The 22,242-nt window shown below is 34.2% G+C and carries 27 protein-coding genes and 1 tRNA gene; 6 read left to right on the forward strand and 22 right to left on the reverse strand.

The window, feature by feature from the left end; translation table 11 throughout:
- Positions 1-2: 2 nt before the first annotated feature.
- Positions 3-821 carry a SirB1 family protein gene (locus tag C6989_RS00185; protein WP_148703947.1) on the forward strand — a complete coding sequence of 273 codons (819 nt, stop codon included), beginning with the start codon at positions 3-5 and terminating at the stop codon, positions 819-821.
- Here C6989_RS00185 and C6989_RS00190 read toward each other — a convergent pair.
- From C6989_RS00190 to C6989_RS00215, 6 genes are all read right to left on the reverse strand, one after another.
- Complete coding sequence (locus C6989_RS00190; protein ID WP_182126032.1) at positions 818-988, reverse strand: hypothetical protein; 171 nt, start codon at positions 986-988, stop codon at positions 818-820. The two genes, C6989_RS00185 and C6989_RS00190, sit on opposite strands and share 4 nt — an antisense overlap.
- Positions 989-1,061: 73 nt before the next feature.
- Positions 1,062-1,223 (reverse strand): hypothetical protein, encoded by a 162-nt coding sequence (locus C6989_RS00195; RefSeq protein ID WP_014963771.1) that lies wholly within the window; start codon positions 1,221-1,223, stop codon positions 1,062-1,064.
- Positions 1,224-1,335: 112 nt separating this feature from the next.
- Complete coding sequence (locus C6989_RS00200; protein ID WP_182126033.1) at positions 1,336-2,151, reverse strand: mechanosensitive ion channel family protein; 816 nt, start codon at positions 2,149-2,151, stop codon at positions 1,336-1,338.
- Positions 2,152-2,910, reverse strand: coding sequence for a DUF432 domain-containing protein (locus tag C6989_RS00205; RefSeq protein WP_160272931.1), 759 nt, complete (start codon positions 2,908-2,910; stop codon positions 2,152-2,154).
- 113 nt (positions 2,911-3,023) lie between these two features.
- Positions 3,024-3,110 (reverse strand) — tRNA-Ser (locus tag C6989_RS00210).
- A 59-nt stretch (positions 3,111-3,169) separates the two neighbouring features.
- Positions 3,170-3,928, reverse strand: a complete 759-nt coding sequence (locus C6989_RS00215) for a metallophosphoesterase family protein (RefSeq protein WP_148703950.1) — start codon at positions 3,926-3,928, stop codon at positions 3,170-3,172.
- Between the two features lie 110 nt (positions 3,929-4,038).
- Here C6989_RS00215 and C6989_RS00220 point away from each other — a divergent pair, with 110 nt between their 5' ends.
- Positions 4,039-5,070, forward strand: a complete 1,032-nt coding sequence (locus C6989_RS00220; protein ID WP_182126034.1) for an isocitrate/isopropylmalate dehydrogenase family protein — start codon at positions 4,039-4,041, stop codon at positions 5,068-5,070.
- Here C6989_RS00220 and C6989_RS00225 read toward each other — a convergent pair whose 3' ends face one another.
- The 12 genes from C6989_RS00225 to C6989_RS00280 form a co-directional block, all read right to left on the reverse strand.
- Complete coding sequence (locus C6989_RS00225; RefSeq protein ID WP_148703952.1) at positions 5,071-5,604, reverse strand: HemK2/MTQ2 family protein methyltransferase; 534 nt, start codon at positions 5,602-5,604, stop codon at positions 5,071-5,073. It abuts the gene before it with no gap.
- On the reverse strand, positions 5,582-6,283 hold the full coding sequence (locus C6989_RS00230; protein WP_182126035.1) for a ribosomal RNA small subunit methyltransferase A: 702 nt from the start codon (positions 6,281-6,283) through the stop codon (positions 5,582-5,584). Before C6989_RS00230 ends, C6989_RS00225 begins: the two co-directional genes overlap by 23 nt.
- The gene (locus tag C6989_RS00235; RefSeq protein ID WP_148703954.1) at positions 6,280-6,846 is read right to left on the reverse strand and encodes a DUF655 domain-containing protein; all 567 of its coding nucleotides are present in this window, start codon (positions 6,844-6,846) and stop codon (positions 6,280-6,282) included. The genes C6989_RS00230 and C6989_RS00235 overlap by 4 nt, the downstream gene beginning before the upstream one ends.
- 20 nt (positions 6,847-6,866) lie before the next feature.
- The gene (locus C6989_RS00240; protein WP_148703955.1) at positions 6,867-7,193 is read right to left on the reverse strand and encodes an RNA polymerase Rpb4; all 327 of its coding nucleotides are present in this window, start codon (positions 7,191-7,193) and stop codon (positions 6,867-6,869) included.
- A gap of 2 nt (positions 7,194-7,195) precedes the next feature.
- Entirely contained in the window at positions 7,196-7,495 is a 300-nt protein-coding gene (locus tag C6989_RS00245; protein WP_141977723.1) for a 50S ribosomal protein L21, read from the reverse strand.
- 57 nt (positions 7,496-7,552) lie between these two features.
- Entirely contained in the window at positions 7,553-8,608 is a 1,056-nt protein-coding gene (gene rlmN / locus C6989_RS00250; RefSeq protein WP_148703956.1) for a dual-specificity RNA methyltransferase RlmN, read from the reverse strand.
- A gap of 61 nt (positions 8,609-8,669) precedes the next feature.
- Positions 8,670-9,284, reverse strand: coding sequence for an HAD family hydrolase (locus C6989_RS00255; protein WP_160272933.1), 615 nt, complete (start codon positions 9,282-9,284; stop codon positions 8,670-8,672).
- 59 nt (positions 9,285-9,343) lie between these two features.
- Positions 9,344-10,528 (reverse strand): DNA repair and recombination protein RadA, encoded by a 1,185-nt coding sequence (gene radA / locus C6989_RS00260; protein WP_148703958.1) that lies wholly within the window; start codon positions 10,526-10,528, stop codon positions 9,344-9,346.
- An 82-nt stretch (positions 10,529-10,610) separates the two neighbouring features.
- Complete coding sequence (locus tag C6989_RS00265) at positions 10,611-10,793, reverse strand: 30S ribosomal protein S30e (protein WP_012215770.1); 183 nt, start codon at positions 10,791-10,793, stop codon at positions 10,611-10,613.
- 39 nt (positions 10,794-10,832) lie between these two features.
- On the reverse strand, positions 10,833-12,557 hold the full coding sequence (locus C6989_RS00270; RefSeq protein WP_182126567.1) for a B12-binding domain-containing radical SAM protein: 1,725 nt from the start codon (positions 12,555-12,557) through the stop codon (positions 10,833-10,835).
- 51 nt (positions 12,558-12,608) lie between these two features.
- The gene (locus C6989_RS00275) at positions 12,609-13,421 is read right to left on the reverse strand and encodes a dihydroorotate dehydrogenase electron transfer subunit (protein WP_182126036.1); all 813 of its coding nucleotides are present in this window, start codon (positions 13,419-13,421) and stop codon (positions 12,609-12,611) included.
- Positions 13,405-14,316, reverse strand: coding sequence for a dihydroorotate dehydrogenase (locus C6989_RS00280; protein ID WP_182126037.1), 912 nt, complete (start codon positions 14,314-14,316; stop codon positions 13,405-13,407). Before C6989_RS00280 ends, C6989_RS00275 begins: the two co-directional genes overlap by 17 nt.
- Positions 14,317-14,401: 85 nt before the next feature.
- Here C6989_RS00280 and C6989_RS00285 point away from each other — a divergent pair, with 85 nt between their 5' ends.
- Entirely contained in the window at positions 14,402-15,730 is a 1,329-nt protein-coding gene (locus C6989_RS00285; protein WP_182126038.1) for an NOP5/NOP56 family protein, read from the forward strand.
- Positions 15,717-16,391, forward strand: coding sequence for a fibrillarin-like rRNA/tRNA 2'-O-methyltransferase (locus tag C6989_RS00290; protein WP_148704194.1), 675 nt, complete (start codon positions 15,717-15,719; stop codon positions 16,389-16,391). The genes C6989_RS00285 and C6989_RS00290 overlap by 14 nt, the downstream gene beginning before the upstream one ends.
- Here C6989_RS00290 and rnhB read toward each other — a convergent pair.
- Positions 16,388-17,005, reverse strand: a complete 618-nt coding sequence (rnhB, locus tag C6989_RS00295; protein WP_182126039.1) for a ribonuclease HII — start codon at positions 17,003-17,005, stop codon at positions 16,388-16,390. The genes C6989_RS00290 and rnhB overlap by 4 nt on opposite strands.
- Before the next feature lie 60 nt (positions 17,006-17,065).
- Here rnhB and C6989_RS00300 point away from each other — a divergent pair, with 60 nt between their 5' ends.
- Positions 17,066-18,220: a tRNA (guanine-N1)-methyltransferase gene (locus C6989_RS00300; RefSeq protein WP_148704195.1), complete on the forward strand. Its 1,155-nt coding sequence runs from the start codon at positions 17,066-17,068 to the stop codon at positions 18,218-18,220.
- Here the strand turns inward: C6989_RS00300 and C6989_RS00305 are convergent.
- From C6989_RS00305 to C6989_RS00315, 3 genes are read right to left on the reverse strand one after another with little or no spacing between them, the layout of a single operon-like run.
- Positions 18,203-18,796 (reverse strand): RlmE family RNA methyltransferase, encoded by a 594-nt coding sequence (locus C6989_RS00305; RefSeq protein ID WP_148703963.1) that lies wholly within the window; start codon positions 18,794-18,796, stop codon positions 18,203-18,205. The genes C6989_RS00300 and C6989_RS00305 overlap by 18 nt on opposite strands.
- Positions 18,793-19,467: a helix-turn-helix transcriptional regulator gene (locus C6989_RS00310; RefSeq protein ID WP_182126040.1), complete on the reverse strand. Its 675-nt coding sequence runs from the start codon at positions 19,465-19,467 to the stop codon at positions 18,793-18,795. Before C6989_RS00310 ends, C6989_RS00305 begins: the two co-directional genes overlap by 4 nt.
- A 51-nt stretch (positions 19,468-19,518) precedes the next feature.
- On the reverse strand, positions 19,519-19,980 hold the full coding sequence (locus tag C6989_RS00315; RefSeq protein WP_148703965.1) for a hypothetical protein: 462 nt from the start codon (positions 19,978-19,980) through the stop codon (positions 19,519-19,521).
- Positions 19,981-20,083: 103 nt separating this feature from the next.
- Between C6989_RS00315 and C6989_RS00320 the strand changes: the two genes are divergently transcribed.
- On the forward strand, positions 20,084-22,177 hold the full coding sequence (locus C6989_RS00320) for an AAA family ATPase (RefSeq protein ID WP_148703966.1): 2,094 nt from the start codon (positions 20,084-20,086) through the stop codon (positions 22,175-22,177).
- Positions 22,178-22,242: the final 65 nt, after the last annotated feature.

A 22,242-nucleotide genomic window follows, 5' to 3' on the forward strand; every position in this document is an offset into this window, starting at 1 on the left:
AATTGCAAGAAGACTTTGATCCATTTGTTGCAGAATGGTATGCATTTGTAAAAAATCCAAACTTTAACCTAGTTGAAAAGTGCCTCAAATTTGCACAGATTCTAGAATATCCAGATTTAGAGATTGAAAAGTATATTGAAAAGATCAACAAGATGGGAATGTCTCTAAAAGAGTCAGTAAGTGATGTAAAAAATCCAACATATCTGATTTCTATGTTAAATGAGCATCTCTTTGAGAATCTAGGATATAGTGGAGATGATGATGATTACTATAATCCAAAGAATAATTTTCTAAACGAAGTACTAGATAAAAAGACAGGTCTTCCAATCACTATTTCCATTCTTTATGCAGAAGTTGCAAAGTTTATTGGATTGGATCTAAAAATTGTAGGATTTCCCAGCCATATCTTGGTAAAATATAATGAAGAGATGATACTAGATCCATTTTATGATGGTCGATTACTAGACATTGATGACTTGCAAGAGATTCTTGACACAAATTTTGGAGGAGAGGTAGAATTTAAACCAGAATTCCTAGATGAGATTAGGCCTGAACAAATCCTAGTAAGACTAACACGAAATTTGAAGAACTCCTATGTTCAGTCTTTTGTTTATGACAAAGCACTACGTTGTGTTAACATGGTCTTGGCAATAGAACCAGAATCTCCTGAAGATATTAGAGATAAGGGAATATTAGAAGAACGACTACTAAATTATGAAAGCGCATTAAAATATTTGAATAAATATTTGGAGATTAATCCAAATGCAGAAGATGTAGATTTTATTTTAGAATTGATTAGAGGTATAAAGACAAAAAATTAATCAATAATAGAATCTATGTCTTGTCCTCTCTTAATCATTGAGATTTCATGACGAGCAATTTTATTTCTCAATGCTCTTTTGAGGATATCGACTTCACTTCTGAGTAATGCAATTTCATCTTCAAGTTTTGCAACTCTTTCATAAATGGTTTCAGCTTCTGAACTCATGATTATGTATCAAGAAAAAATTGTCTTAAAAAGTTATGGGTAAATATTTTGATGGGCAGGTAAGCTTTTTGCACTATAATTCAAATTCTTGGCGACATTTTTCACACTTTGCGCGCTCTTCACCAGGAGAACCAAGGATGAAAATCTTACCAATTGTTTTACAAACGGGACACATTCCAGTTGTTGCATTCTTAGGACCTGTGCGTATAATTTTTTGAGTTTTTCTTCGTCCCATAAGTAAACATCTTGAATCGGTCTATTAAGTTTTAACGGCGGATATGGGAGTACGCCTTGAATTTTTCACTATTAGAGGGCGATATTATGAATTAGGAATTAACAGGAAAGAATCAAGTTCCTTTTCCATCCCATACGACTCTTTGAGGGAATGGGATCTCTATGCCTTCAGCATCAAGGGCATTTTTGATTACTTTGAGTAAAGTGGGCATTACTTCTAGCAAATCATCACGTGGATGCCATACACGAACTAAAATGTTGACACTATTATCTGCAAGTTCAGATACTGAGAAATGAGGGGCAGGTTCCATTAATGAATAAACAACATTTTTTTCAATTGCATTTTTGATAGTTTTGATTGCCTTGTCTATATCTTCACCATATCCAATTCCTACAGTTACCTCACTTCTACGAACTTCAGAAAGATCAAATGTTCTAAGATTAGATGTAAACATCTTTTCATTTGGAATACGTACAACCGTTCCATCAAATTGCTGAATTTTTGAAGAAAATGTGTTAATGTCAATTAACTTACCTGTAACATTATCTCCTACTACCTCAACAGTGTCTCCTTGTTTGACAGGTTTTTCAATTAGCAAGAATACCCCAGAAATCATATTGGAAACAACTGTTTGAGCTGCAAATCCAATTACAATTCCCATAAATCCTGCGCCAACTACCAATCCACCAATATCAAATCCTTGACTTGCAGTTGCAGCAAAAAGAAAGATTACAATTATTCCATAATAGATCAGTTTATTGAGGGTCTTTACAGAATGTGTGGACATGGTTGGTGCAAATTTCTTGTTGAAGATCATTCGAACAATTCTTGCAACAATTACACCTGCAAATACTATGATTCCAATTACCAGCAGACTCCAAATGGTTAGTCCGTCAGTTAGTTGAGTGTCAAGAATTTCTAATACCATCTAAGAAAACCCCTTGTCCATTACAAATGTGCCAATATCTTGATTTTCAGAATATATCACATGTTGCAGATCTTTATCTTTTTTATCATAATCAACTTTTTTAATTTTAATTATCTCTTTGTTTGTGTCTTCTCGTATAGTTCCTTTGATGTCATCAATGTGAACCTCGGAATTATCTGAATAGTATATTGTATGTGAGGTAATTGGAAATACTAGCTTTCCAACAGAGACGCCATGGGAGAGATTATTTTTTAGCTCAACTCTCATTTTAGCATAAATATATGGAAAAGATTCATCCCCTTCTAACAATTTTACCTTAGAATACATACAGAGACTACCATTTTCGGGGGTACCATACAGTGCATATCTAGAATGCATAGGCTCACATGTAAAGCAGTCAAAAAGTTCCTTAGATTTATCCTCAGAATTTAGAATAAAAATCCCAATCTCAATTGGAAACTGAATCAAAAAGTTAGCAGTTGAATTCTTTTCTACAAATATTGATTCTTCTAATCTAAGAAAGATAAGATCATGTGTTTTCTTTGCTGGAAGATGTAGTGGTAATACTGGACATAGTTCTATTTCAGTTGAATCTGAAGGTGAAAGGGATTTTTTAATTTCATTATTTGTAGAGTCTATTCTATGATATGAGAGTCTTCCATCTTGTTTTCGTGAAAAGTGTATCTGTGTTTTTGGAAGTTCCAAGTCAAGCTTCTCTGAGATTACATATTTCCCATAATCTGAAAACTTGTCAGTCATATCCATGCAAAGTGAATGAAACCACTAATAAGGTATTCACAATGTGATTTTTATTTTATAATTTAGAAAATTTTCAAAGTACAGAATTCTTGACATCAACTCACAGATGTTAATGGCGCGGGGAGGGGGATTTGAACCCCCGTGTCCTTGCGGACATGGGATTAGCAATCCCACGCCCTACCAGGCTAGGCGATCCCCGCACAAAGATGGCTAGAATTAATCTGTAAATAAGTCAAACTTTGTATGAATTTTTTAAAACTCAAGTATTGTCTAGTTCGTCATGAAATTGGCTGTAATTGTTCACAATTTCATCAATTGGAACACGTTTTCCACCTACAATTTTTAGATCAACTTGGACCTTTTTGTCGGAAATTGTTAAAATGTTGTATGTGTTTTCAAATAATCCACGAACTCTCTCAGAGGTAGCAGTACCCGCATTTACAACAGTTAGTGTTCTAAAGTTCCAAGCCCATGGTCTGTGTTTATGGCCACATAATACAACATCAACTTTGGAATCAAGTACTGTTCTTAGTACATCACCGGCATCAACTACAGTAAGTTGATCAGAACCAGTATCAGGAATTGCAATTAGATGATGATGCATTGCAACAATCTTTATCTTATCTTTGTATTTTTTCATAGTTCTCTCAAGCCAAAGATTTTGTCTATATCCAACTTCCCCTTCGTTTCTGTCAGGTCTGGCAGTACCAACAGTTACCAAAACTACATCTTCACTTAATTCATTAACAGTTTGAAACGGAAAGAACTTTTTGAATAGCAGATAACCAGTGTTTCTGTAATCATGATTCCCACTAATTGCGATAATTTTTTTTGTGTTGAATTTATCTAATAGAGATTTACATTTTTCATATTCTTTCATCAATCCCTCGTTTGTCAAATCTCCAGTGATTACAATTACATCTGGATTGAGTTCATTAACTTCTTTGACTAGTATGTTGAATTTTTCTTCTAGGAATTGAGATCCCACATGCAGATCAGAGATTTGAACTATTATCATTAAAGACTGTTTTACAAAAATAGCTATTAAATCATCTCTATAGATAACATGTAGAAATCATTTTCAATCAAGGTAGAATTAAATAATAAACTCCTCAAAAACTTGCAGTTTTGAGTAAAAAAGCTGCAGTAATGAAAGGAGATGGTATTGGACCTGAAGTTGTAGATTCAATGCTAAGAGTTCTCAAGGAATGTAACTTTCAGTCAGAACTAGTTCTCTGTGAGGCAGGCTCAGAACAATGGGACAAAAACGGTAGAAAAGATGCATCATACATTCCAGATGCAACAATGAAGATTTTAGAAGAGTCAAACTGTTGTTTTAAGGGTCCTACTACTACAATTCCAGTTCCAGGTGCACCTAGAAGTGTTGCAGTTACATTAAGACAGAAATTTGATCTTTATGCAAACATCAGACCAACTAAAACTTATGATAGATTAACTCCAGATAGAAAGCTTAATTGCGTATGTTTTAGAGAAGCAACTGAAGGTCTCTATACAGGGGTAGAAGCAAAAATTACAGATGATGCAGCAATTGCAATTAGAAAAATTACAAGACATGGGAGTAGACGATTAATTGATTCAGCAGTAGATTGGGCAAACAAATTCAACATGAAAAAGATGGTTGTAATTACAAAAAGAAATATCCTAAAACAAACTGATGGGATTTTTTGGGATGAGGCACAAAAGGCAGTTGAGGGAACAGATATTGAATTGTCTGAAATTTACATTGATAATATGGCACAACAAATGGTAATTGCAACTGAGCAATTTGATGGTTCAGTACTGGTTAGTACCAATTTATTCATGGATATCATTTCAGAACTTGCATCAGCACTTGTAGGTTCAATTGGATTGATTTATTCTGCAAACATTGGAGATAATTATGCAATGTTTGAGGCAGCACATGGAAGTGCACCACAATTTGCAGGACAAAACAAAGTAAATCCAACTGCAACAGTTCTATCAGGAGCTTGGATGGCAGATTATCTAGGAGAGCGAGAAGTTAGAGACGCAATATTTGCTGCAACAGAACAAGTGATTAATGAAGGAAAGGCAGTAACATGGGATATTGGCGGTAATGCATCCACAACACAAATGGCTGATGCAATTATCACATATGCAAAAGAAAAATTAAGAAAATAATTAGTTAATTGCTTCTACAAGAATTAGTTCCTCAAAGAAAAGTTTCTTTTTTGCTATAATTCGTGTCTTCAAACCTAGTTTTTGTGCGTAATCTATGAGTTTTTGATAGTTTGAAAGAGATGACGTAACAAAGACAAACTTGCCACCTTCTTTAAGATTTTTCAAGGCAGAATTAAAGATCTTTTTTGGAATCTCAAATCCTTCTGCCCCACCATCAGTAGCAACATCTAAAATTTCATCAGTTGCCAAATAAGGAAGATTACACACAATAAAATCAAATTTTATTTTTAATGCATCTGAGGCATTGCAGCAAATTAGATTATGTGTTTTGTATGAGCTTTGATGTTGTAATACATTACAATTAATATCAGTTCCAACAACTAAAGAAAAATTTTCAGTCAACAATTTTGTAAGATATCCCGAACCACTTCCAATGTCTAGCGCATATTCTCCTTTTTCATTTTCAATATTGTTTGCAATGAAAAAGGTATCCTCAGATGGAGGATATTCATCATTTGAGGATTTGTTTTGCAAGGTTTACTATTTCATCTCCTGTCAAGTCATCAACACGTTTCTCTATTACAGTTTCTTTGTTGAATTGCTTTAGAATATTTTTTACAGTCTTTCTTCGGTATGAAAAGATCTCATTAATTGTAGAAATTAGTTTCTTGTCCATATTATCTTTCTTTGTTATTTTTAGAATTACAGAATCAACTTTTGGAGGCGGTGAAAAATTATTCTTTCTGACATTAGATATTTTTTCAATATCAAATGCATAAGTTGCAATAATGCTTATTGCCCTTCTATTTTTTGACTTTGCAACAAGTTTTTCTGCAAATTCCTTTTGGACCATTATTATTCCATGAGAAAATGAGCATTGAGCCAACCACTCTATAGCATCCTTGCTCTTAGAGTATGGCAAATTTGAGACAAAAATAGAAAAAGAGTCCTTTGTCTTAAATCCATCTCCTGATTTTAACACAAGATTCTCAAAATCTGAAAATTCTATTCGTGCTTTTTTGATAAGATTTTGATCAGCATCAACTGAAATTACCTTTTTTGCTTTTTTGCACAATAATGGAGTAAGTATGCCCAATCCAGTTCCAATTTCTAAAACAATGTCATTTTTTGTAATTTTAGCCTCAGATACAATAGATTCTGCAATTTCCTTTGAGTTGAGAAAGTGTTGTCCGAGTAATTTTCTCTTTATCATCTCTTAACAAAGAGATTCATTCTACTTTCACCAGTTATTTCATCCATTATTCGCTCTGTGATGTGTTTAATTGGTTCTTTGAATCCAACTCGCTCTTGCAAATCTTCATAGCTCTCAAATTGTTTCTTTTCTCGTTCTTCTAACATTGTTTTCATGTATGTTTTGCCAATACCTGGAATCAATTCTAATGCATGTATTCTAGGAGTTAGAGGTTGTGCTTTGTTTAGGTATTCTACAAATTTTGATTCATTCTCAGTTACAATATTTTCCACAACATTTTGTAATTCACTTTGAGCAGATGAAGATATTTTATCATATTCCATTTTACCTAAAACAGATTGAACTTTGGTTCGCCCTTCTTTTCCGATATAGATTTTCTCACCAACTTCAAATGTAGAATTTGCTACTCCAAGAATTTCCAATATTGTTAGTCTATCCTCACCAATTCCAGTAATGATTATTCCTTCTCTTCCTCTTACAGTAGATGATTTTCCACGGGGGTTAAAATCTAGAACGTATGCATATTCCTCATACTTTCTAGGTGGGGATTGTGCCCTATACAAAATAAAATACTCCTAAGAAATTAAGAGTGCTCCTTGATTATATTGAGCATTTTTTCTAGAGTTTCAGCAAGAATTAATTTTTTCCAACCAAACGTGAAAGAACGTAATTCTGCCATACTTGTTGGTCTAATGTTGACAATTTCAACAGCTTCATCTTCTGTTAATTCACATTCCTTGATGAGTTTTTTCTTCATCTCTTTTGCATTTTTAGGATCAATTGATACAAATTTTGAAACATAATCATAGGTCCAACGTTGGATTTGATCCATATCTTCAGGATCGACTTTACCTAAGATTTCTTTAACTTCTGAAAGAGAAATAGCTTGTTTCTTTTGTACTTCTTCCATAATTATACACCGAATGGTTTTATGTGATCCAATCTAGTGATTAAGGTTTTCGATTTTTCTCCTAATTTTACATCTAGAGTGATAGCACGTCTACCTACATTTGTAATCATACCAACTTTTCCATGATATCGTCTGTGAGGTAATCCCTTGTGCTGTCTAGGATCAATAATGACAAGTGCTTGCTGACCTTCTTTGTATTCACGTAACAGGAATGAAACGCCTCTAGGAGACTTTTTCTTCATAACTGATCTAGATTTGTGTTTAAATCCATGTGAACGACCAGAAGATTTCTTAGTTGCCATGTAGTGTAAAACCTTCGAAAGCCCTATTTTAAGACTTAGAAAGGATTCCAGCCAAATTTAGCCAATAATATCAGTTCTGAGCTGTCCACAAGCAGCAGATATCTCAGTTCCTTTCTCAACACGGACAGTACAATTTACACCAGATTTTTGTAAAATTCGCTCAAATTCCAATACTCTATTATCTGAAGGACGTTTAAAATCACCTGCTGTAGGATTGATAGGAATAATGTTTACGTGAGATCCATTTCCATACAATAGTCGTGCTAATTCTGTCGCAATTTCTGGAGAGTCATTAATCCCTTCCATCAAGGCATACTCAAAAGTGACACGGCGTCCAGTTTTTTTAAAATAATTTTTTCCTGATTCTATGATGTCTTCAACTGAGTTTGGTCCAGCAGTTGGAACAAGTTTCTGTCGTAACTCATTGTTTGGTGCATGAAGAGAAATAGCAAGGCCAATTTGTAAATTCTCTTCAGCTAGTTTTTCAATTCCAGATGTAATTCCAATAGTAGAAATTGTGATATGTCTTTGTCCCAATCCAAAGCCTCTATCATGTGTTAAAATTTTTACAGCACGTATCATCTCATCATAATTTGCCATTGGCTCACCCATTCCCATAAAGACTAAATTTGTAACATGTTCTCCTCGTTGTTCTAAAATTTCAGCAAAATGAATTACTTGAGATACAATATGTTCAGCTTTGAGATTTGTTTCAAATCCCATTTGCCCAGTTGCACAAAACACACACCCCATTGCACATCCAATTTGTGTTGAAACACAGATTGTGGATCTTGGATGACCACCAATTTTTGTTGGCTCATACTGCATCAAAACAGTTTCAACTGAAGAGCAATTAGATAATTCTAACAATAACTTTGTAGTATCACCATCTTCACTTACAACACGATGAATTTCTTTTGCTGAACCAATTGTATATCCAGCCTCTGTAAGTTCTTCTCTTAATTTTTTTGGAAGTTGTGGAATATCATTGATACTTTTTGGAAATTTATAATATAGTGGAAGCAGAATTTGATCTGCTCTGTATCTTGGATATCCCATATCAATCACAAGTTTTTCCATTTCTTCAGGTAGTAATCGATAAAGATCTGTCATGATTAACTTCGTTAATCAAATGATATTATAATTTAATTAGTATGTAGAGTTGAAATTGAGGCTAAATTCTAACTTCTAATTGATTCAAAGCAGATTGTAAATCATCTAAATTTCTAAAATGAATAGATGACATACCACAGTTTTCTGCAGATTCAACATTAGATGGTTTATCATCAATAAATAATATTTCATCTACAGAATAAGGTAACCTTTGAATTACATGTTCATAAATTCTAGGGTCAGGTTTTGATAAGCCAATTTGATATGACATGAATTGGTATTCAAAATGAGATATTATGTTCCAATCATTTACAATGTTATGAGTTACTTTTTCAATGTTAGAGATTATTCCAATAGTAAATCCATTTTGCTTCAAATCAACGCTGAATTTTTTTACTTCAGTTTTTGGTACAGCATTTTTTCGAAAGTAGGTGTCCCAAAGTGATTCTTTAGTGTTTTTCAATGAATCAGATTTGGTTTCAATTGCAATTTTACGCCAAAAATTTGATTCATTAATTTTTCCAGAATCTAATTCAGGTAGATGTTTATCAAATGCAGAAATGATCAAATCTTCTTTGATATCAAATCGTGTTGAAACTTCAGAAGTTATCCATGACATGTGCCAATCAACTAAGACACCTCCAATATCAAACAAAATACATTTGATCTTAGTCACAACAAAATTATCATTAAAGGAATATTCATAGATTTCAAAAGAAAGGAAGGTAGAGAGTTCTACTCTTCTACAGGTTCTGAATCATCTGTTTCAGCATCTACTGGAGGTGCTTTTACAGTTTCAACTTCTGGCGTAGTCTCAACTTCTGGTGTTTCATCAGTTGTTTCTACTTCAGGAATTTCTGTAGATTCTTCTGGAGTTTCTACTGTTGATTCCACCTCAGGCTCTTTTGCCTTCTTAGTGGTTGTCTTTTTGGTAGTCTTTTTGGTCTTTTTCTCAGCATCTTCAGGATCTATAACACCTGCTTCGCCTAGAGCAAAGATTACCTCTTCTTCCGGATGATGAGGGCTATCCACCATTCGGGCAATTCGTTTCTTGCCAGATTTCTTAAAGTAGATTCTGTAGGTACTAGTATGAGCAACTACATTTCCGCCAATTGGACGAGTTGGATCTCCAAAGAAGACATCAGGAGATGCCATAACTTGGTTTGTTGCAATTGCAGCACAGTTGTAAGTTTCTGCAATTCTAGATAACAGATGAACAAAGTGATTTAGTTTTTGTTGTCTGTTAGATAGTGTTCCTCTTCCAAGATATTCAGAACGGAACAATCCAACTGCAGAGTCTGCTACAATTAGTTTAATGTTGTTTTCTTCAATAATTGGTCCAGCTTCTTCTAGAATCAATGTTTGATGTGCGCTGTTATATGCACGTGCAACAATGATGTTGTCTAGAACTTTTTCTGGATCCATCTCATGAGCTTGAGCAATAGATACGATTCTTTCAGGTCTGAAAGTGTTTTCAGTATCAATATACAAAACACTGCCTTCAAGACCACCCTCTTCTTTGGTTTTTTGAACCATAACAGACATTGTATGAGCAAATTGTGTTTTACCACAACCAAATTCACCATAAACTTCTGTTAGTGCTTGGGTCTCAATACCACCATCAAATAGTGTATCAAGACAGTTTGTACCAGTTGTAATTTTACCAATACTTTGACGGTGCTTGTAAATCTCACTTGCACTTGTAAAGTGTTTTGCAATTAATCCTCCATCAACTAAATGCTGACGGGCTTTATTGACAATTTTTTCAGCGGTGTCCTTTTCCATTCCAGTTATTTCTGCAATTTCGACTGGACCCCTAACGATGAGATCCATGACGTTGTGGACACCTGCATCGGATAATTTTCTTGTAGTTACAGGACCTACGCCCTCTAAACTATCTAATCTTAAATCTTCTACCATACCGTATGGTACGGTACCAGTACTTTATAAGAGTATTGTTTTAGAAAATGATCGTAAAGTGACAAAATTTTAGAAAAATTGACTATCGTCTCTTTCTTCTTTGTCCAGGTTTGTTTTGACCAGGAAATCTACCCAAGACAAATCTCTTTTTGAAATTACTCTTATTCCTAAGACTAGAATTTGTACCTACAATTTTACGTCCTTCTACCTTTGGAGTTTGTCCTCTTACTTTGCCTGCTTTTGTAAGTGAACCGTGAGTTGCCATGATCTACATTGCAAATTAACGAATTTATGTATTTGGAATCTACCAGTACTTGTTCTTGACAGTCTCGATGACTTGTTCATGTTCTTTGCTCTTTCTGCGTGCATATCTTTCCATAGCACCCAATGGGACACCACCAAGAGATCTTGCTATGGCATTAAAGAAGTATCTTTGTGGCCCTTTTGAGCCAGTCTTAGTCATGAATTTTTGAATACCATACTTGAAATTGTGTTGCCATGTCTTGTATAAAACACCCAATTGTGCAGGAGTCATTTCATTTCCAATGTTAAAGAAATCAGATTTTTCAAGTAAACCAATTGGGACAAATGTCAGGGCAGTAGTAGTAAACATAGATTCAGGTTGCTCTCGTTCCAATTCACTGATTAAACGAATTGTTTCCCATGAATCCTCTGGTTGTTCATCATTGTCAAGTCCCATAATCAAAGTAAATGCAGGAATCCAGTAATCTTGGTTTAAGGTCTTTACACCTTCTTTTACAACCCAATGCCACTCATCAGGAGAGTACGGTGCAAGTTTTCTATCAGCATATTTTCCAATTAGTCTCAAACTTCCAGTTTCAAATCCAGCTTGAACACCAATCATGTTGTCAGGCCCTGCTTTCATAATTTTAGATAGATTTGGAATTAGTTTTTCATCAGCAATTGCTCCTGCCAATGTACCATGAGTAGGATTTGTGTGCTCAACACCAGTAGACATGATTGCAGTAAATAGTTCTTCTAATGCTTCTCTGTTTGGTTCCATTCCTTTTGCAGTTCGGGGATCCATTCCATAAACGAAAATATCATCACTATGAACCCATGCAGATTTAGAACCACCTTTCTTAATGTTAACTTCAATTTCTCTTTTGACTTTTTCAGGAGAATAGTATCGTAGTGATCTTAGTGTTACATCACAAAACTTACATCCTCTTCCACAACCACGCATAACTTCAATCATTCCATGCATACTTGGCTCTATAATGTCTGGAATCTCTTCCAAGTCAGGTCTATCCCAGAAATTAACAAATCTTCCATGAAGTTTTTTGCCGTTTCTTTCAAATTCTTTAATGTTAACTTTAAAGTCACTTCTCTTTCTGAAAGGATCCATGTTTTCAAAGTCACCGTTAATCAAATAGTTGAAGAACCTACCAGCATGTCCATCAATTTCAGGTGCAATACCACCAAGTTCGCCTTCCAAGATTGCATAAATTCCAAATTCTTCAATTTTTTCTGGATCATAATTATATTGCCAAGTTCCAGATGCACCAGAAATTACTTTGGCCTTACTTCCAGTTTTAGCTTTGGCAGCTTTGATTCTATGATGTAGTTCAGTATTGTAATACTCATCATAAGACATTTGCTTTCTACCATAAGTAAAAGTCATAGTTACAGGACCCATTCCAAGTGGATCCATCTCATATGTTCCAACAACTTGTGTTTCAGGCCCAATGAATTTTTCAATATGGTCCGGATGGGCAACAACAACATCTTGTCTACTAAATCCATCTCGTAGCAAACCAGCCTCTAATTTTCTTAGTCCATATGGAGCATAATTTGCAACTCCGTTTGTATGTGGAATATAATTACAGATAAAATCAAACAGAATTTTTGGAGTTACTTGTTTTCCAAGAATTTTATACCAAATACTCTTTGGGTCTCTATTAGGGTCTAAAGCAGGGGCACATCCAAAAAATGTAGCAAGAGACAATCCCCTATATGGCGACATTAGTGTACGATCAGCAGTTAAAACGATCTTTGGAGTTACCATTCCCTTCACGAAATTAATTTTATGATTTATTTTAAACCTTGCTGGTCAAATCTAATAATTTTCTAAAATTCCAGCCTTATTCCTATGAAAATTGCCAAATTCCTTATTTTTGGACAGGTGTTCTCCATCAAAAACGGTCCCATCCTTGCAAACAAGATCTTCCCCAATGCAACAACTGCCACATATTCCAACACCACACTTCATCATTCGCTCAAGACTGGCCTGAACAAAGATACCTCTAGAATGAGCAGATTGAACAGTTTTGTACATCATTATTTCAGGCCCACAAACATAAACAGCATCGTGTTTTGCTTGACTCAGATGTTTTTCAACTAAATCAGTGACAAAGCCCTTTTCACCATAACTTCCATCATCAGTTGAGACAATTACTTTGTGGACATTATTTTCCAAAAGTCTATTTGCCAAATCTTCAAAAAATACTTCATCTTTTGATTTTGCACCAATCAAGACAGTAACATCATCTGTAGGTTTGACATGTATTAATAATCTCATCATTGGGACTAGACCAGTTCCACCACCAACTAGCAAAAGTTTTCCTTCTTTAAGATCAAAAGAATTTCCATAAGGTCCACGAATTCCAATTTGTTGTCCTACCTGTACATTAAACAAACCAGTTGAAGCGGCTCCATGTTTTCTAACAGTAAATGCTGCTTTACCAGATTCATTTGAAATCATCACACTCATTGGTAATTCATTGATTCCAGGAATCCAAACCATTGCAAATTGTCCAGGAAGAACATTTGACATGACTTCATCAGAAAAAATCAAAGTTCTAACAGTTGGAGTTTCATCAATTACCTTTTCAACAGTGACAATTGTTGTGTGATTATGATTTCTTTGCAAGTCCCACCATATCCTCAATTTTAGAATAGTTCTTTTTCTTCATGTATTGTAAAATCCCTGTATTAATTTCATCAAACACATCTATCCAATTATCACCAATTGCACTTCCAAGTTGTATGGCAGAAGCTCCTGCCAAGAAAAATTCTATTGCGTCCTCCCAAGTAGAAATTCCACCGCATCCAATAATTGGAATATCATATTTAGAAGAAATTTCATAAACACATCTTAATGCAATTGGTTTTATGGGAGTTCCAGACAGACCTCCAAATTTATTGCTAAGAATTGGACGTTGTGTTTCAACATCAATTGCCATTGCTCTAACTGTGTTAATAGCAGTAATTGCATCAATTCCAGATTCAATGGCGGTTCCCACAGTATTGAGATAGTGAGTAGTTCCTAACCCAACTTTAGCAATTACGGGTACATTTGTTGAGTTTTTGACAGTAGTGACAATTTTTTTGACTAGTTCAGGATCATCTCCCACATCTAATCCAACTTTGGCAACATGTGGACAGGACAGATTCAATTCATAGGCAGTCACTTTACATTTTTCAAATTGTTTTATCATATTTTCAAAGTCTTCAGGGATTGAACCTACAAGACTAACAATAATTGGCACGTCTTTGTTTGGTTCAATCATTTTTGCAAAATTTTCAGCTCCAGGATTGGAAAGGCCTACAGCGTTAATCCATCCACCACCCTTAACACTAAAGATTGTGGGGTTGGGATATCCCTCCCAAGGTTCAGTACTAAGAGACTTTGTAACAACAGCCCCTGCACCTGAACGATAAAGGCGATTAAAAACATCTAGTGAAATCCCCAATATCCCAGAGGCTAGCATTACAGGCCTATCTAATCGAATAGGACCTATGGAAGTTACAAGATTGGGCTCCACTTTGATTAATGAGGGGAGTTTCGAATATAACAGTTGATTTGCGATTCTAATACCTTTTTTAAAGGTGGTTTAGATTGAACTAGACATGTATTCTGTGATTTTAACAGAATTGGGAATCTCAGTTTTTGATGATGAAAAACTAGAAAAATCATTTCCATTTTCAAATCCTGTTAAGGAATATCTACTAGTAAAAAACAAGGAATCAAAACTAAATGAACTCATAAACTATTTAGCTTCAATTCAAAGAGGAGTGTCAGTAAGTGATGATGCATTACTTGCAATTTTGAAAAAAAATAACATAGATTCTCAAATAATGGAGGATTCAGAATTAGAGAGAATTCAAGCATCAAAACCACAGATTATTGTGGATTCAGGTTTTGCATCTAATCCACAAGACGCACTAGGAAAACTAAGAGAGTTTGCTTTAGGATTATCATCTTCAAAAGTTACAGAAGTATCTGAGAGTCCAGATCTTCACATCATTCAAGCAATTAATTCATTAGATGAAATCGATAAAATTGCAAATGCTCTAAGTTCTAGATTAAGAGAATGGTATGGATTACATTTTCCTGAGCTAGATAATGTGATTGATAGTATTAACGGATATGCACAAATTGTTATGGCAGGAAAACGTGAATCATTAACAAAACAAGTTTTTGAAGATGCAGGATTTCCAGAATCAAAAGTTGAGATGTTGTCTTTAATTTCTACAAAAAGTAGGGGAGGAGACATATCAGATGTTAATCTTGCAATCGTTCAATCAATTGCAAAACAAATTTTAGATTTTCATGATCTACGTAAAAAACTAGAAGAACATGTTGAATCTGAAATGCAAACGATTGCACCAAATCTTTCTGCAATACTTGGTACTGCAGTAGGTGCCAGAATTTTAGGAAGAGCAGGCAGTCTTAAGAGATTAGCATCACTTCCAGCAAGTACAATTCAAGTTCTTGGAGCTGAAAAAGCATTGTTTAGATCATTGAAGACAGGTTCCCAACCACCAAAACATGGATTACTATTCCAACATGCAATGGTTCATGCTGCACCTAGATGGCAAAGAGGAAAAATTGCACGTGCAATTGCCGCAAAAGCAGTCATTGCTGCAAGAGTTGACGTCTATGGTGACGGGTTAAACAAAACATTACTTGAAAAACTCAATGTAAGAGTGGATGAAATTGGCAAAAAATATGAAAATCCAACAGAAAAAGACATCAGAAGACCAGAATCATTTAGACGAGATGGAGGTAACTTTAGAGATAATTCCAGACGTAGAGATGACAGAGGTGGACGTAGAGAGGACAGAGGTGGACGTAGAGAGGACAGAGGTGGACGTAGAGAGGACAGAGGTGGACGTAGAGAGGACAGACCAAGTTCAAATAAAAACAAAAAGAGAAAACAGTTTGGAAGAAGATAATCCAGCATTTTTCTGGATAAAATCTGAAGGCCAGCAAAAATTAGCTACTGAAAATTTAGTTCCAGGTAATCAAGTATACAAAGAAAAACTAATTGTCAAAAAGGGAATAGAATACAGACTATGGGATCCATTTAGAAGTAAACTAGCAGCTGCAATAATGAATGAATTAGAAAACTTTCCTTTTGAAAACAAAACCAAAGTGTTGTATTTAGGAGCATCAACTGGAACCACTGTAAGTCATATTTCAGATATTGTTGGACCAAGTGGAATTGTATTTGCAGTAGAACATGCAAGTAGAGTTGCAAGGGATTTTTTAGATAGAGTTGCAGCATATAGAAAAAATATTATGCCAATTTTACAAGATGCACGAAGACCAAAAGAATATTTTTCAGTATTTGGCAAAGTGGACGTAGTTTATGTGGATATTGCACAACCTGATCAGACAGAAATTGCAATAGATAACTGTGAAATGTTCCTAAAGAAAGGCGGTTATTTCTTTTTGGTAATTAAAACAAGAAGTATTGACGTAACAAAATCACCAAAAAAAATCATAGAAGAAGAAACTCAAAAATTACAACCAAAATTTGAAGTATTACAATCAATTGATCTGCATCCATATGATAAAGACCATGCAATAGTTATTGCAAAATCTAGAGGTTAATCATTCAATATTTTCTGTACAGGTTTCCAGCTTTTTCGCACGAATGTAGGCAGGGTATGATTAGATTTGTAATATTTAGTCACAAATTTCACAGTTTTTGAATCAGATGGATACCCACTTCCCAAATCATGATTTTTTCTCAGTATTTCAATTGCTCGATCACGGGTAACCTTGGCAAGAATAGAGGCTGCAGATACTATAACAAATCTACTATCTGCATGATGAAAAGACTTGATTTTATGATTATCAGATAATTTTGATATTTCTTTTCCAAATCTTTTAGGATTTACATCACATGAATCAACATATGATGTGTCAGGATTTAATTTTGAGACAACCCTTGCCATATATTTTGCCTCTAATTGATTCAAGCCATGTTTTTTTACACTTGCATCAATAGATCTTGGAGAAATCTTTGCAATGTAATAACTATCGGCTAGTTCAATAATTTTTTTGTAAAGAAGATTCCGGTTTTTTGGAGAAAGTTTCTTTGAATCTTTAACACCCAATGAAGAGAGTTTTCTTAATTTTCTTTTGTCAATAGAGATTCCAGAAATCACTAGTGGACCTAACATAGAACCACGTCCAGCATCATCAACTCCACAGATTTGCACGAATTTTGTCCTTAAACACAAGTATTAAACCATTATAGGCTTTGAAAAAATAGAAGAATGTTGGACATACCAAGTGAATCTTTTCAAGAAATTATTGAGGGGAAAACAAAGTTGTTGGTTCCAAAAGGATCTATTACAGAAAAGGTTCCACCAAAAGAACCAGCATTTTTTAATCCAAAAGCAAAACTAAACAGAGACTTTTCAATAATTGCATATGCAGCATTTATAGAAAAATTTCAAGGTCCAAAGATTTTCTTAGAAGGACTAGCAGGAATTGGGGCTAGAGGATTACGAGTTGCAAATGAATTAAAAATTGACAATTTGGTAATCAATGATCTAAATCCAACTGCATTAAAGATGGCAGAGTATTCAGCTAATCTTAATGGAATTAAAAACGTAGAATTTACTGAAAAAGAAGTATGCAGATTTTTTAGCAGTTATTCAAAAAAAGGACAAAGAGGTTCTATTGTAGATATAGATCCGTTTGGTTCTCCGGCAGCATTTTTTGACTGTGGAATACGTGCAACCATGCATGGAGGAATATTATCAACTGCAGCCACAGATTTACAGGTGTTAAATGGGCTTTTTCAGAGTGCCTGCAAGAGGAAGTATGGTGGAATTCCAATTAGAGTTGAATATGGAAATGAGATGGCAATTAGATTGGTGCTTGGGTGCTTACGAGTAGTAGCAGCAAGATTAGGAGTTGAAGTTAAACCAATGTTTGTTGAAAGTGATATGCATTACTATAGAACATATGTCAAAGTTCTAAACAGACCAGATCAGGAAGAAAACATTGGATATATTTTACATTGTAAAAATTGTGGATATCGAAAAATTTCATTCGAACAAAAACAAGAATGTGAATTATGCAAATTAAAAATTGGAATTGCAGGTCCACTATGGATTGGAAAAATTTTTGATAAAGATTTTCTGAAAGATATGTTAATTCAAATTTCAAATTTACAAGTTGACAAAGTTTGTGAAAAAACCCTAAACAAATGTCTATTAGAAGCAGAAATGCCTCCAACATATTATACACTAGATGAAATTGCAAAGAAAATGAAGACATCACCACCAAAATTAGAAGATGTAATAGAAAATTTACAAAAAAATGGTTTTGTTGCTAGTGTCACATCATTTAATCCAACAGGGTTTAGAACAAATGCAAAAATAAATAAGATAATTGAAATTTTTCAACTATCCAGTAAAGCCTAAACATACATAGTATAACTCACTACTTTGTTTTCTACTTGCCTTCGGTTTTGTAAGGTTGATGCGTGCAAATTTTTTCTTTATGTAATCTCTAAATTCCATAGAATATTCCCCATCAAAAACTTTGAAAACAGCATTGCCTTTATGTGCCAATACTTTATCCATAATTTTTGTGCAATCATAATTCAAAGAGATTTGCTTGGCATGATCCACTGACCAATTTCCACTCACTTTTGGAGAAAGATCACAAATTACAGCGTTAACTTTACGTCCAAAATAAGACATTATCTCATCAACCATATTCTCATCTTCAATATCACCTCTAAGAATATGAGCACCAGGAATTTCTTCAACATATGACAAATCAATACCCATGACTTTACCCTGATTTCCTGCTAATTTGACAGCCATTTGTGTCCAACCACCAGGAGCACAACCAAGATCAAGAACATAGAATCCAGGACCAATAAGCCGGTAAGATTGATTTAGTTCTTTGAGTTTGTATGCAGCTCTACTTCGAAAACCTTGCTCATGTGCTAATTTTCGATAGTGATCTTTTCTAGCATCTAATAACTTCATTTGGCCTTCGCAGGTTTTTTCATTTCAGCAATTACCCAATCTTCAATGAACTGACAATTTCTAGGACTGATTTCACCTTCAAGAGAACATTTCTGCTCAACGGGACAAACCAAACAGGGAGCATTTTCAATAGATTGAGTACTAATTGGTGTCTTTTTTAGAATTAATTTGTAAGTCCATCGATTTTTTTCAAGAATCTTTTCTCTAGTAATTGTACCCATTCTTTCAAGTTTTAATGCTAAACGAGAGCCATCACGACTTGTAAGTTTAAGCTTCTTCCACAATTCACTTTGAAACATCCCTTCTGATTCACGTTCAGCTAAAATATCACAAACTTTGTTTGTGAGTCTTTCCATGTCAACTTTTTCAATTTGGAAATTTTCAATTTCTTCATCAGATAATTGTTCTTCTAGTTCTTCTTCAAGTGTTTTTTCAGCTTCTTTTTTTGCTTCTTCAATTTCTTTTTTAGTTAATTTTTTTTCTTTTGGAGGTTTTGTTGCATCGGCTTTCTTTGTCTTTGCAGGTTTTGCATCGGCTTTCTTTGTCTTTGCAGGTTTTGATTTAGTCTTTTTTAAAGTAGAATCTAGAACATCTTTTTTCTTTTTAAGAGCATCAATCTCAGCTTTGATTTTCTTTGCTTCATCAACTAGTTCATCTTTTTTCTTTGCCATCAAATCACCTTATTTTTTAAATTTAATTTCATATTTTCCATAAAGTCATTCCTATTTAACAGTAAATTCTCCAGAAATAGAGATGTTTTTTAGATCTTTTGATATCATTTCAGCTACGATTTTGTAAGAGCCCGGAGTATCAATTACTTTTGAAAATTTATCCCCAATTGGAATTAATTCGTTTCTTTCACCAAAACATTGTTCAAAAAACCCACCTTGAGTAATTACATCTTTTCCAGAGTAAATTGTTACATAAAGATCTCCACAGTCAAAAGTGGCATCGTTTATTTCAATTGAGATTTCTACAGGTTCAGAAGTAGAATATGATTTTGATAGTCCAATTATTTCAATTTCAGTACCATGTGAAGATAATCCTCCAGAAAAAGACATGGATGGTATCATGTTTAGCTCCCTATCAGGTTCTTGAAGAATATCACCCATAACGGCTGAACCAAAAGCTACTGAAAAAATTACTGGTAAGACAAATACAATAAAAATTCTCTTTGATGCCATTTTGTTTTAAAATTACTGTTTCCCCTATATCTATTTAGCAAAACTATTGACTTCAGATCAATTTGACGAATGAGTTAAATCGTAGCCGGCTAAATATCGCTAGATGCGACTTAGAAAATTCAGAGTTAGGGCATATCGTTGCATTCATGATTCTGGTGAAATAACAGTTGGCGATTTAGCAGCATTTGTGGGAAGAAATGAAAGTGGAAAAACTACCATACTTCAAGCACTAACTCTTTTGAATAGAGATGAAGAGATTTCAGAACTAGATCTTTGTGACGAAATGAGTGAAGAACTCAAAGACGAGATTAGACTAGCTGAAGGGGAATTTGAATTAAATCAGCATGAAATTGAAATGCTAAAAGAAAAATTTCCAGGCCTGCCAGAAATAAAAAAGCTTAGATTATTTAGGACAAACAGAAGCCCCAAAGTCCAATATGAGTTTGATGACATTGAACTTGGAGAAGAAGAAAGTAAGGGACTTAATTCCTGGGAGAATTTCTCAAAACAAATAATAGAATTCTTAGATACAATTCCAAATCACCTTAGAATTCAAATTGACACATCATTTTTTGAGGGAGGTGTTCCAAATAATCAAGAATCATTTGACAGAGGAATGGCAGAATTTAGCAATCAATTTCATGTCATTGCAATTCAAGAACCTAAAGTAATTGAAGAGTGGGAAAAAATCTATGAGAGTCCAGAAAATCAGTTTTCAAATTTACTAAGTGGAAAAAGTGAGAAAACAGCTCTACAAAACTTTATTGAATCAGAACTGCATCCAAGGTTTGTTTATTTTTCAGATTATAAAAAAATCTATGGCAACATAAATCTCAACGAATATCTTAGAGAAGAGAAAGGGGAGAGAGCAGATTCTATTGAATATGTAGAAGAATTTGACAAGGCAGAGACGGTAAGAAATCTCTTCTACCTAGCAGAACTAGACATGAATGAATTAGAAGAGGTCAAAGAGAGTCCATCAAAGTGTATCAAACTACTCAATACTGCAAGTAATAGATTAACAAGTAAACTAAATCCTGCATGGAAAGGAGACCCAATCCATGTAGACTTGAGATACAACCCAGGAAACATCATGAGTGTTGTAATCTCAGATGTTCACAGGGATGGGACAGTAACTAACACAGGATTACTAAATAGACGAGCTGAAGGTTTCAAATGGACATTTTCTTTTATTGTAAACTTTGCAGCTGAAACACAACGAGCAGAATTAAAAGAAGCAATTTTACTTTTAGATGAACCCGCAAGAAACCTTCATCCAACTCAACAAATGGGAATTTCAGATTTGTTAAAAAATTTGGCAGGTTCCAACCAAGTTTTGTATGCAACACATTCACCATTTATGATCTTTGATTACACACCAGGAAATTTACTTGTAGTAGAGTTAGATAAACGAAAGCATCTAAGTAGAATATTTTATGATTATTGGAATGCAGATGACAAAACGCTGACTCCTATTTTGTATGGGTTATCAAGAGGACAAGTAGAATCTATCGTAGATAGAGAAATAGGAACAAATTCCAGACCAGTCATCATTGTAGAGACTATATCAGATTCAATGTATCTAAATGCATTTGACAAATTCTTACAAGATCCAAATATCTCAATGAATCCACTCAATGTAGTTGCAGCATACAACAAAAACTCGGTTCTACCTCTAGCAATTTTTTATAGAAACCATGGATACAGGACCTTTATTCTATTAGATAACACTGAAGAATCAAAACAAATTTCAGCCCAACTAGTTTCAAATGAATTTTCACCTATTCAGACTATTTTCTTTGAATTGGAAGGCAAAAAGCTTGAATCAATTGAAGACTATATTGTACTTGAAGATTATTTGCATCCAGTTAATCAGACATACGAGATTAAATTGAGACGAGAGGGATTCTCAAATCTTACCCCGGATGATGTTCTATCAAAAGATGGTAAAGGTAATTTGGAAAAATTAAGAAAGATTTGGCAGGAACATAATGATGATGATTGGGGCAAATTTAACAATGAAGAGATTACCAGATACATTTGTGAAAAAATTGCACTGGAGGAAACAAGTTTTCTCTCAGATAAAACAAAAGATCAATTTAGATCATTGTATAGACTAATTGCAGAACGAATTAGACAATACCAGAATGTCAATACAAAGTCAGATTTAGATAAGTTTCAAAAGGCCAAAGCTTAAGAAGTTTGCTCATGAAAAATACTGAATTTAAAAATAGAAAGATAGGGAAAAGCCTTTAAGGTTTA

Source organism: Nitrosopumilus sp. b2 (assembly GCF_014078535.1).
GTDB lineage: Archaea > Thermoproteota > Nitrososphaeria > Nitrososphaerales > Nitrosopumilaceae > Nitrosopumilus > Nitrosopumilus piranensis.

Coding starts and splice junctions, on each gene's coding strand:
- C6989_RS00190 (WP_182126032.1), bottom strand. CDS start 988: ATGAGTTCAGAAGCTGAAACCATTTATGAAAGAGTTGCAAAACTTGAA.
- C6989_RS00195 (WP_014963771.1), bottom strand. CDS start 1,223: ATGGGACGAAGAAAAACTCAAAAAATTATACGCACAGGTCCTAAGAAT.
- C6989_RS00200 (WP_182126033.1), bottom strand. CDS start 2,151: ATGGTATTAGAAATTCTTGACACTCAACTAACTGACGGACTAACCATT.
- C6989_RS00205 (WP_160272931.1), bottom strand. CDS start 2,910: ATGACTGACAAGTTTTCAGATTATGGGAAATATGTAATCTCAGAGAAG.
- C6989_RS00215 (WP_148703950.1), bottom strand. CDS start 3,928: ATGATAATAGTTCAAATCTCTGATCTGCATGTGGGATCTCAATTCCTA.
- C6989_RS00230 (WP_182126035.1), bottom strand. CDS start 6,283: ATGATAAAGAGAAAATTACTCGGACAACACTTTCTCAACTCAAAGGAA.
- C6989_RS00240 (WP_148703955.1), bottom strand. CDS start 7,193: ATGGAAGAAGTACAAAAGAAACAAGCTATTTCTCTTTCAGAAGTTAAA.
- C6989_RS00245 (WP_141977723.1), bottom strand. CDS start 7,495: ATGGCAACTAAGAAATCTTCTGGTCGTTCACATGGATTTAAACACAAA.
- rlmN (WP_148703956.1), bottom strand. CDS start 8,608: ATGACAGATCTTTATCGATTACTACCTGAAGAAATGGAAAAACTTGTG.
- radA (WP_148703958.1), bottom strand. CDS start 10,528: ATGGTAGAAGATTTAAGATTAGATAGTTTAGAGGGCGTAGGTCCTGTA.
- C6989_RS00265 (WP_012215770.1), bottom strand. CDS start 10,793: ATGGCAACTCACGGTTCACTTACAAAAGCAGGCAAAGTAAGAGGACAA.
- C6989_RS00270 (WP_182126567.1), bottom strand. CDS start 12,557: ATGGTAACTCCAAAGATCGTTTTAACTGCTGATCGTACACTAATGTCG.
- C6989_RS00285 (WP_182126038.1), top strand. CDS start 14,402: ATGTATTCTGTGATTTTAACAGAATTGGGAATCTCAGTTTTTGATGAT.
- C6989_RS00305 (WP_148703963.1), bottom strand. CDS start 18,796: ATGAAGTTATTAGATGCTAGAAAAGATCACTATCGAAAATTAGCACAT.
- C6989_RS00310 (WP_182126040.1), bottom strand. CDS start 19,467: ATGGCAAAGAAAAAAGATGAACTAGTTGATGAAGCAAAGAAAATCAAA.
- C6989_RS00315 (WP_148703965.1), bottom strand. CDS start 19,980: ATGGCATCAAAGAGAATTTTTATTGTATTTGTCTTACCAGTAATTTTT.
- C6989_RS00320 (WP_148703966.1), top strand. CDS start 20,084: ATGCGACTTAGAAAATTCAGAGTTAGGGCATATCGTTGCATTCATGAT.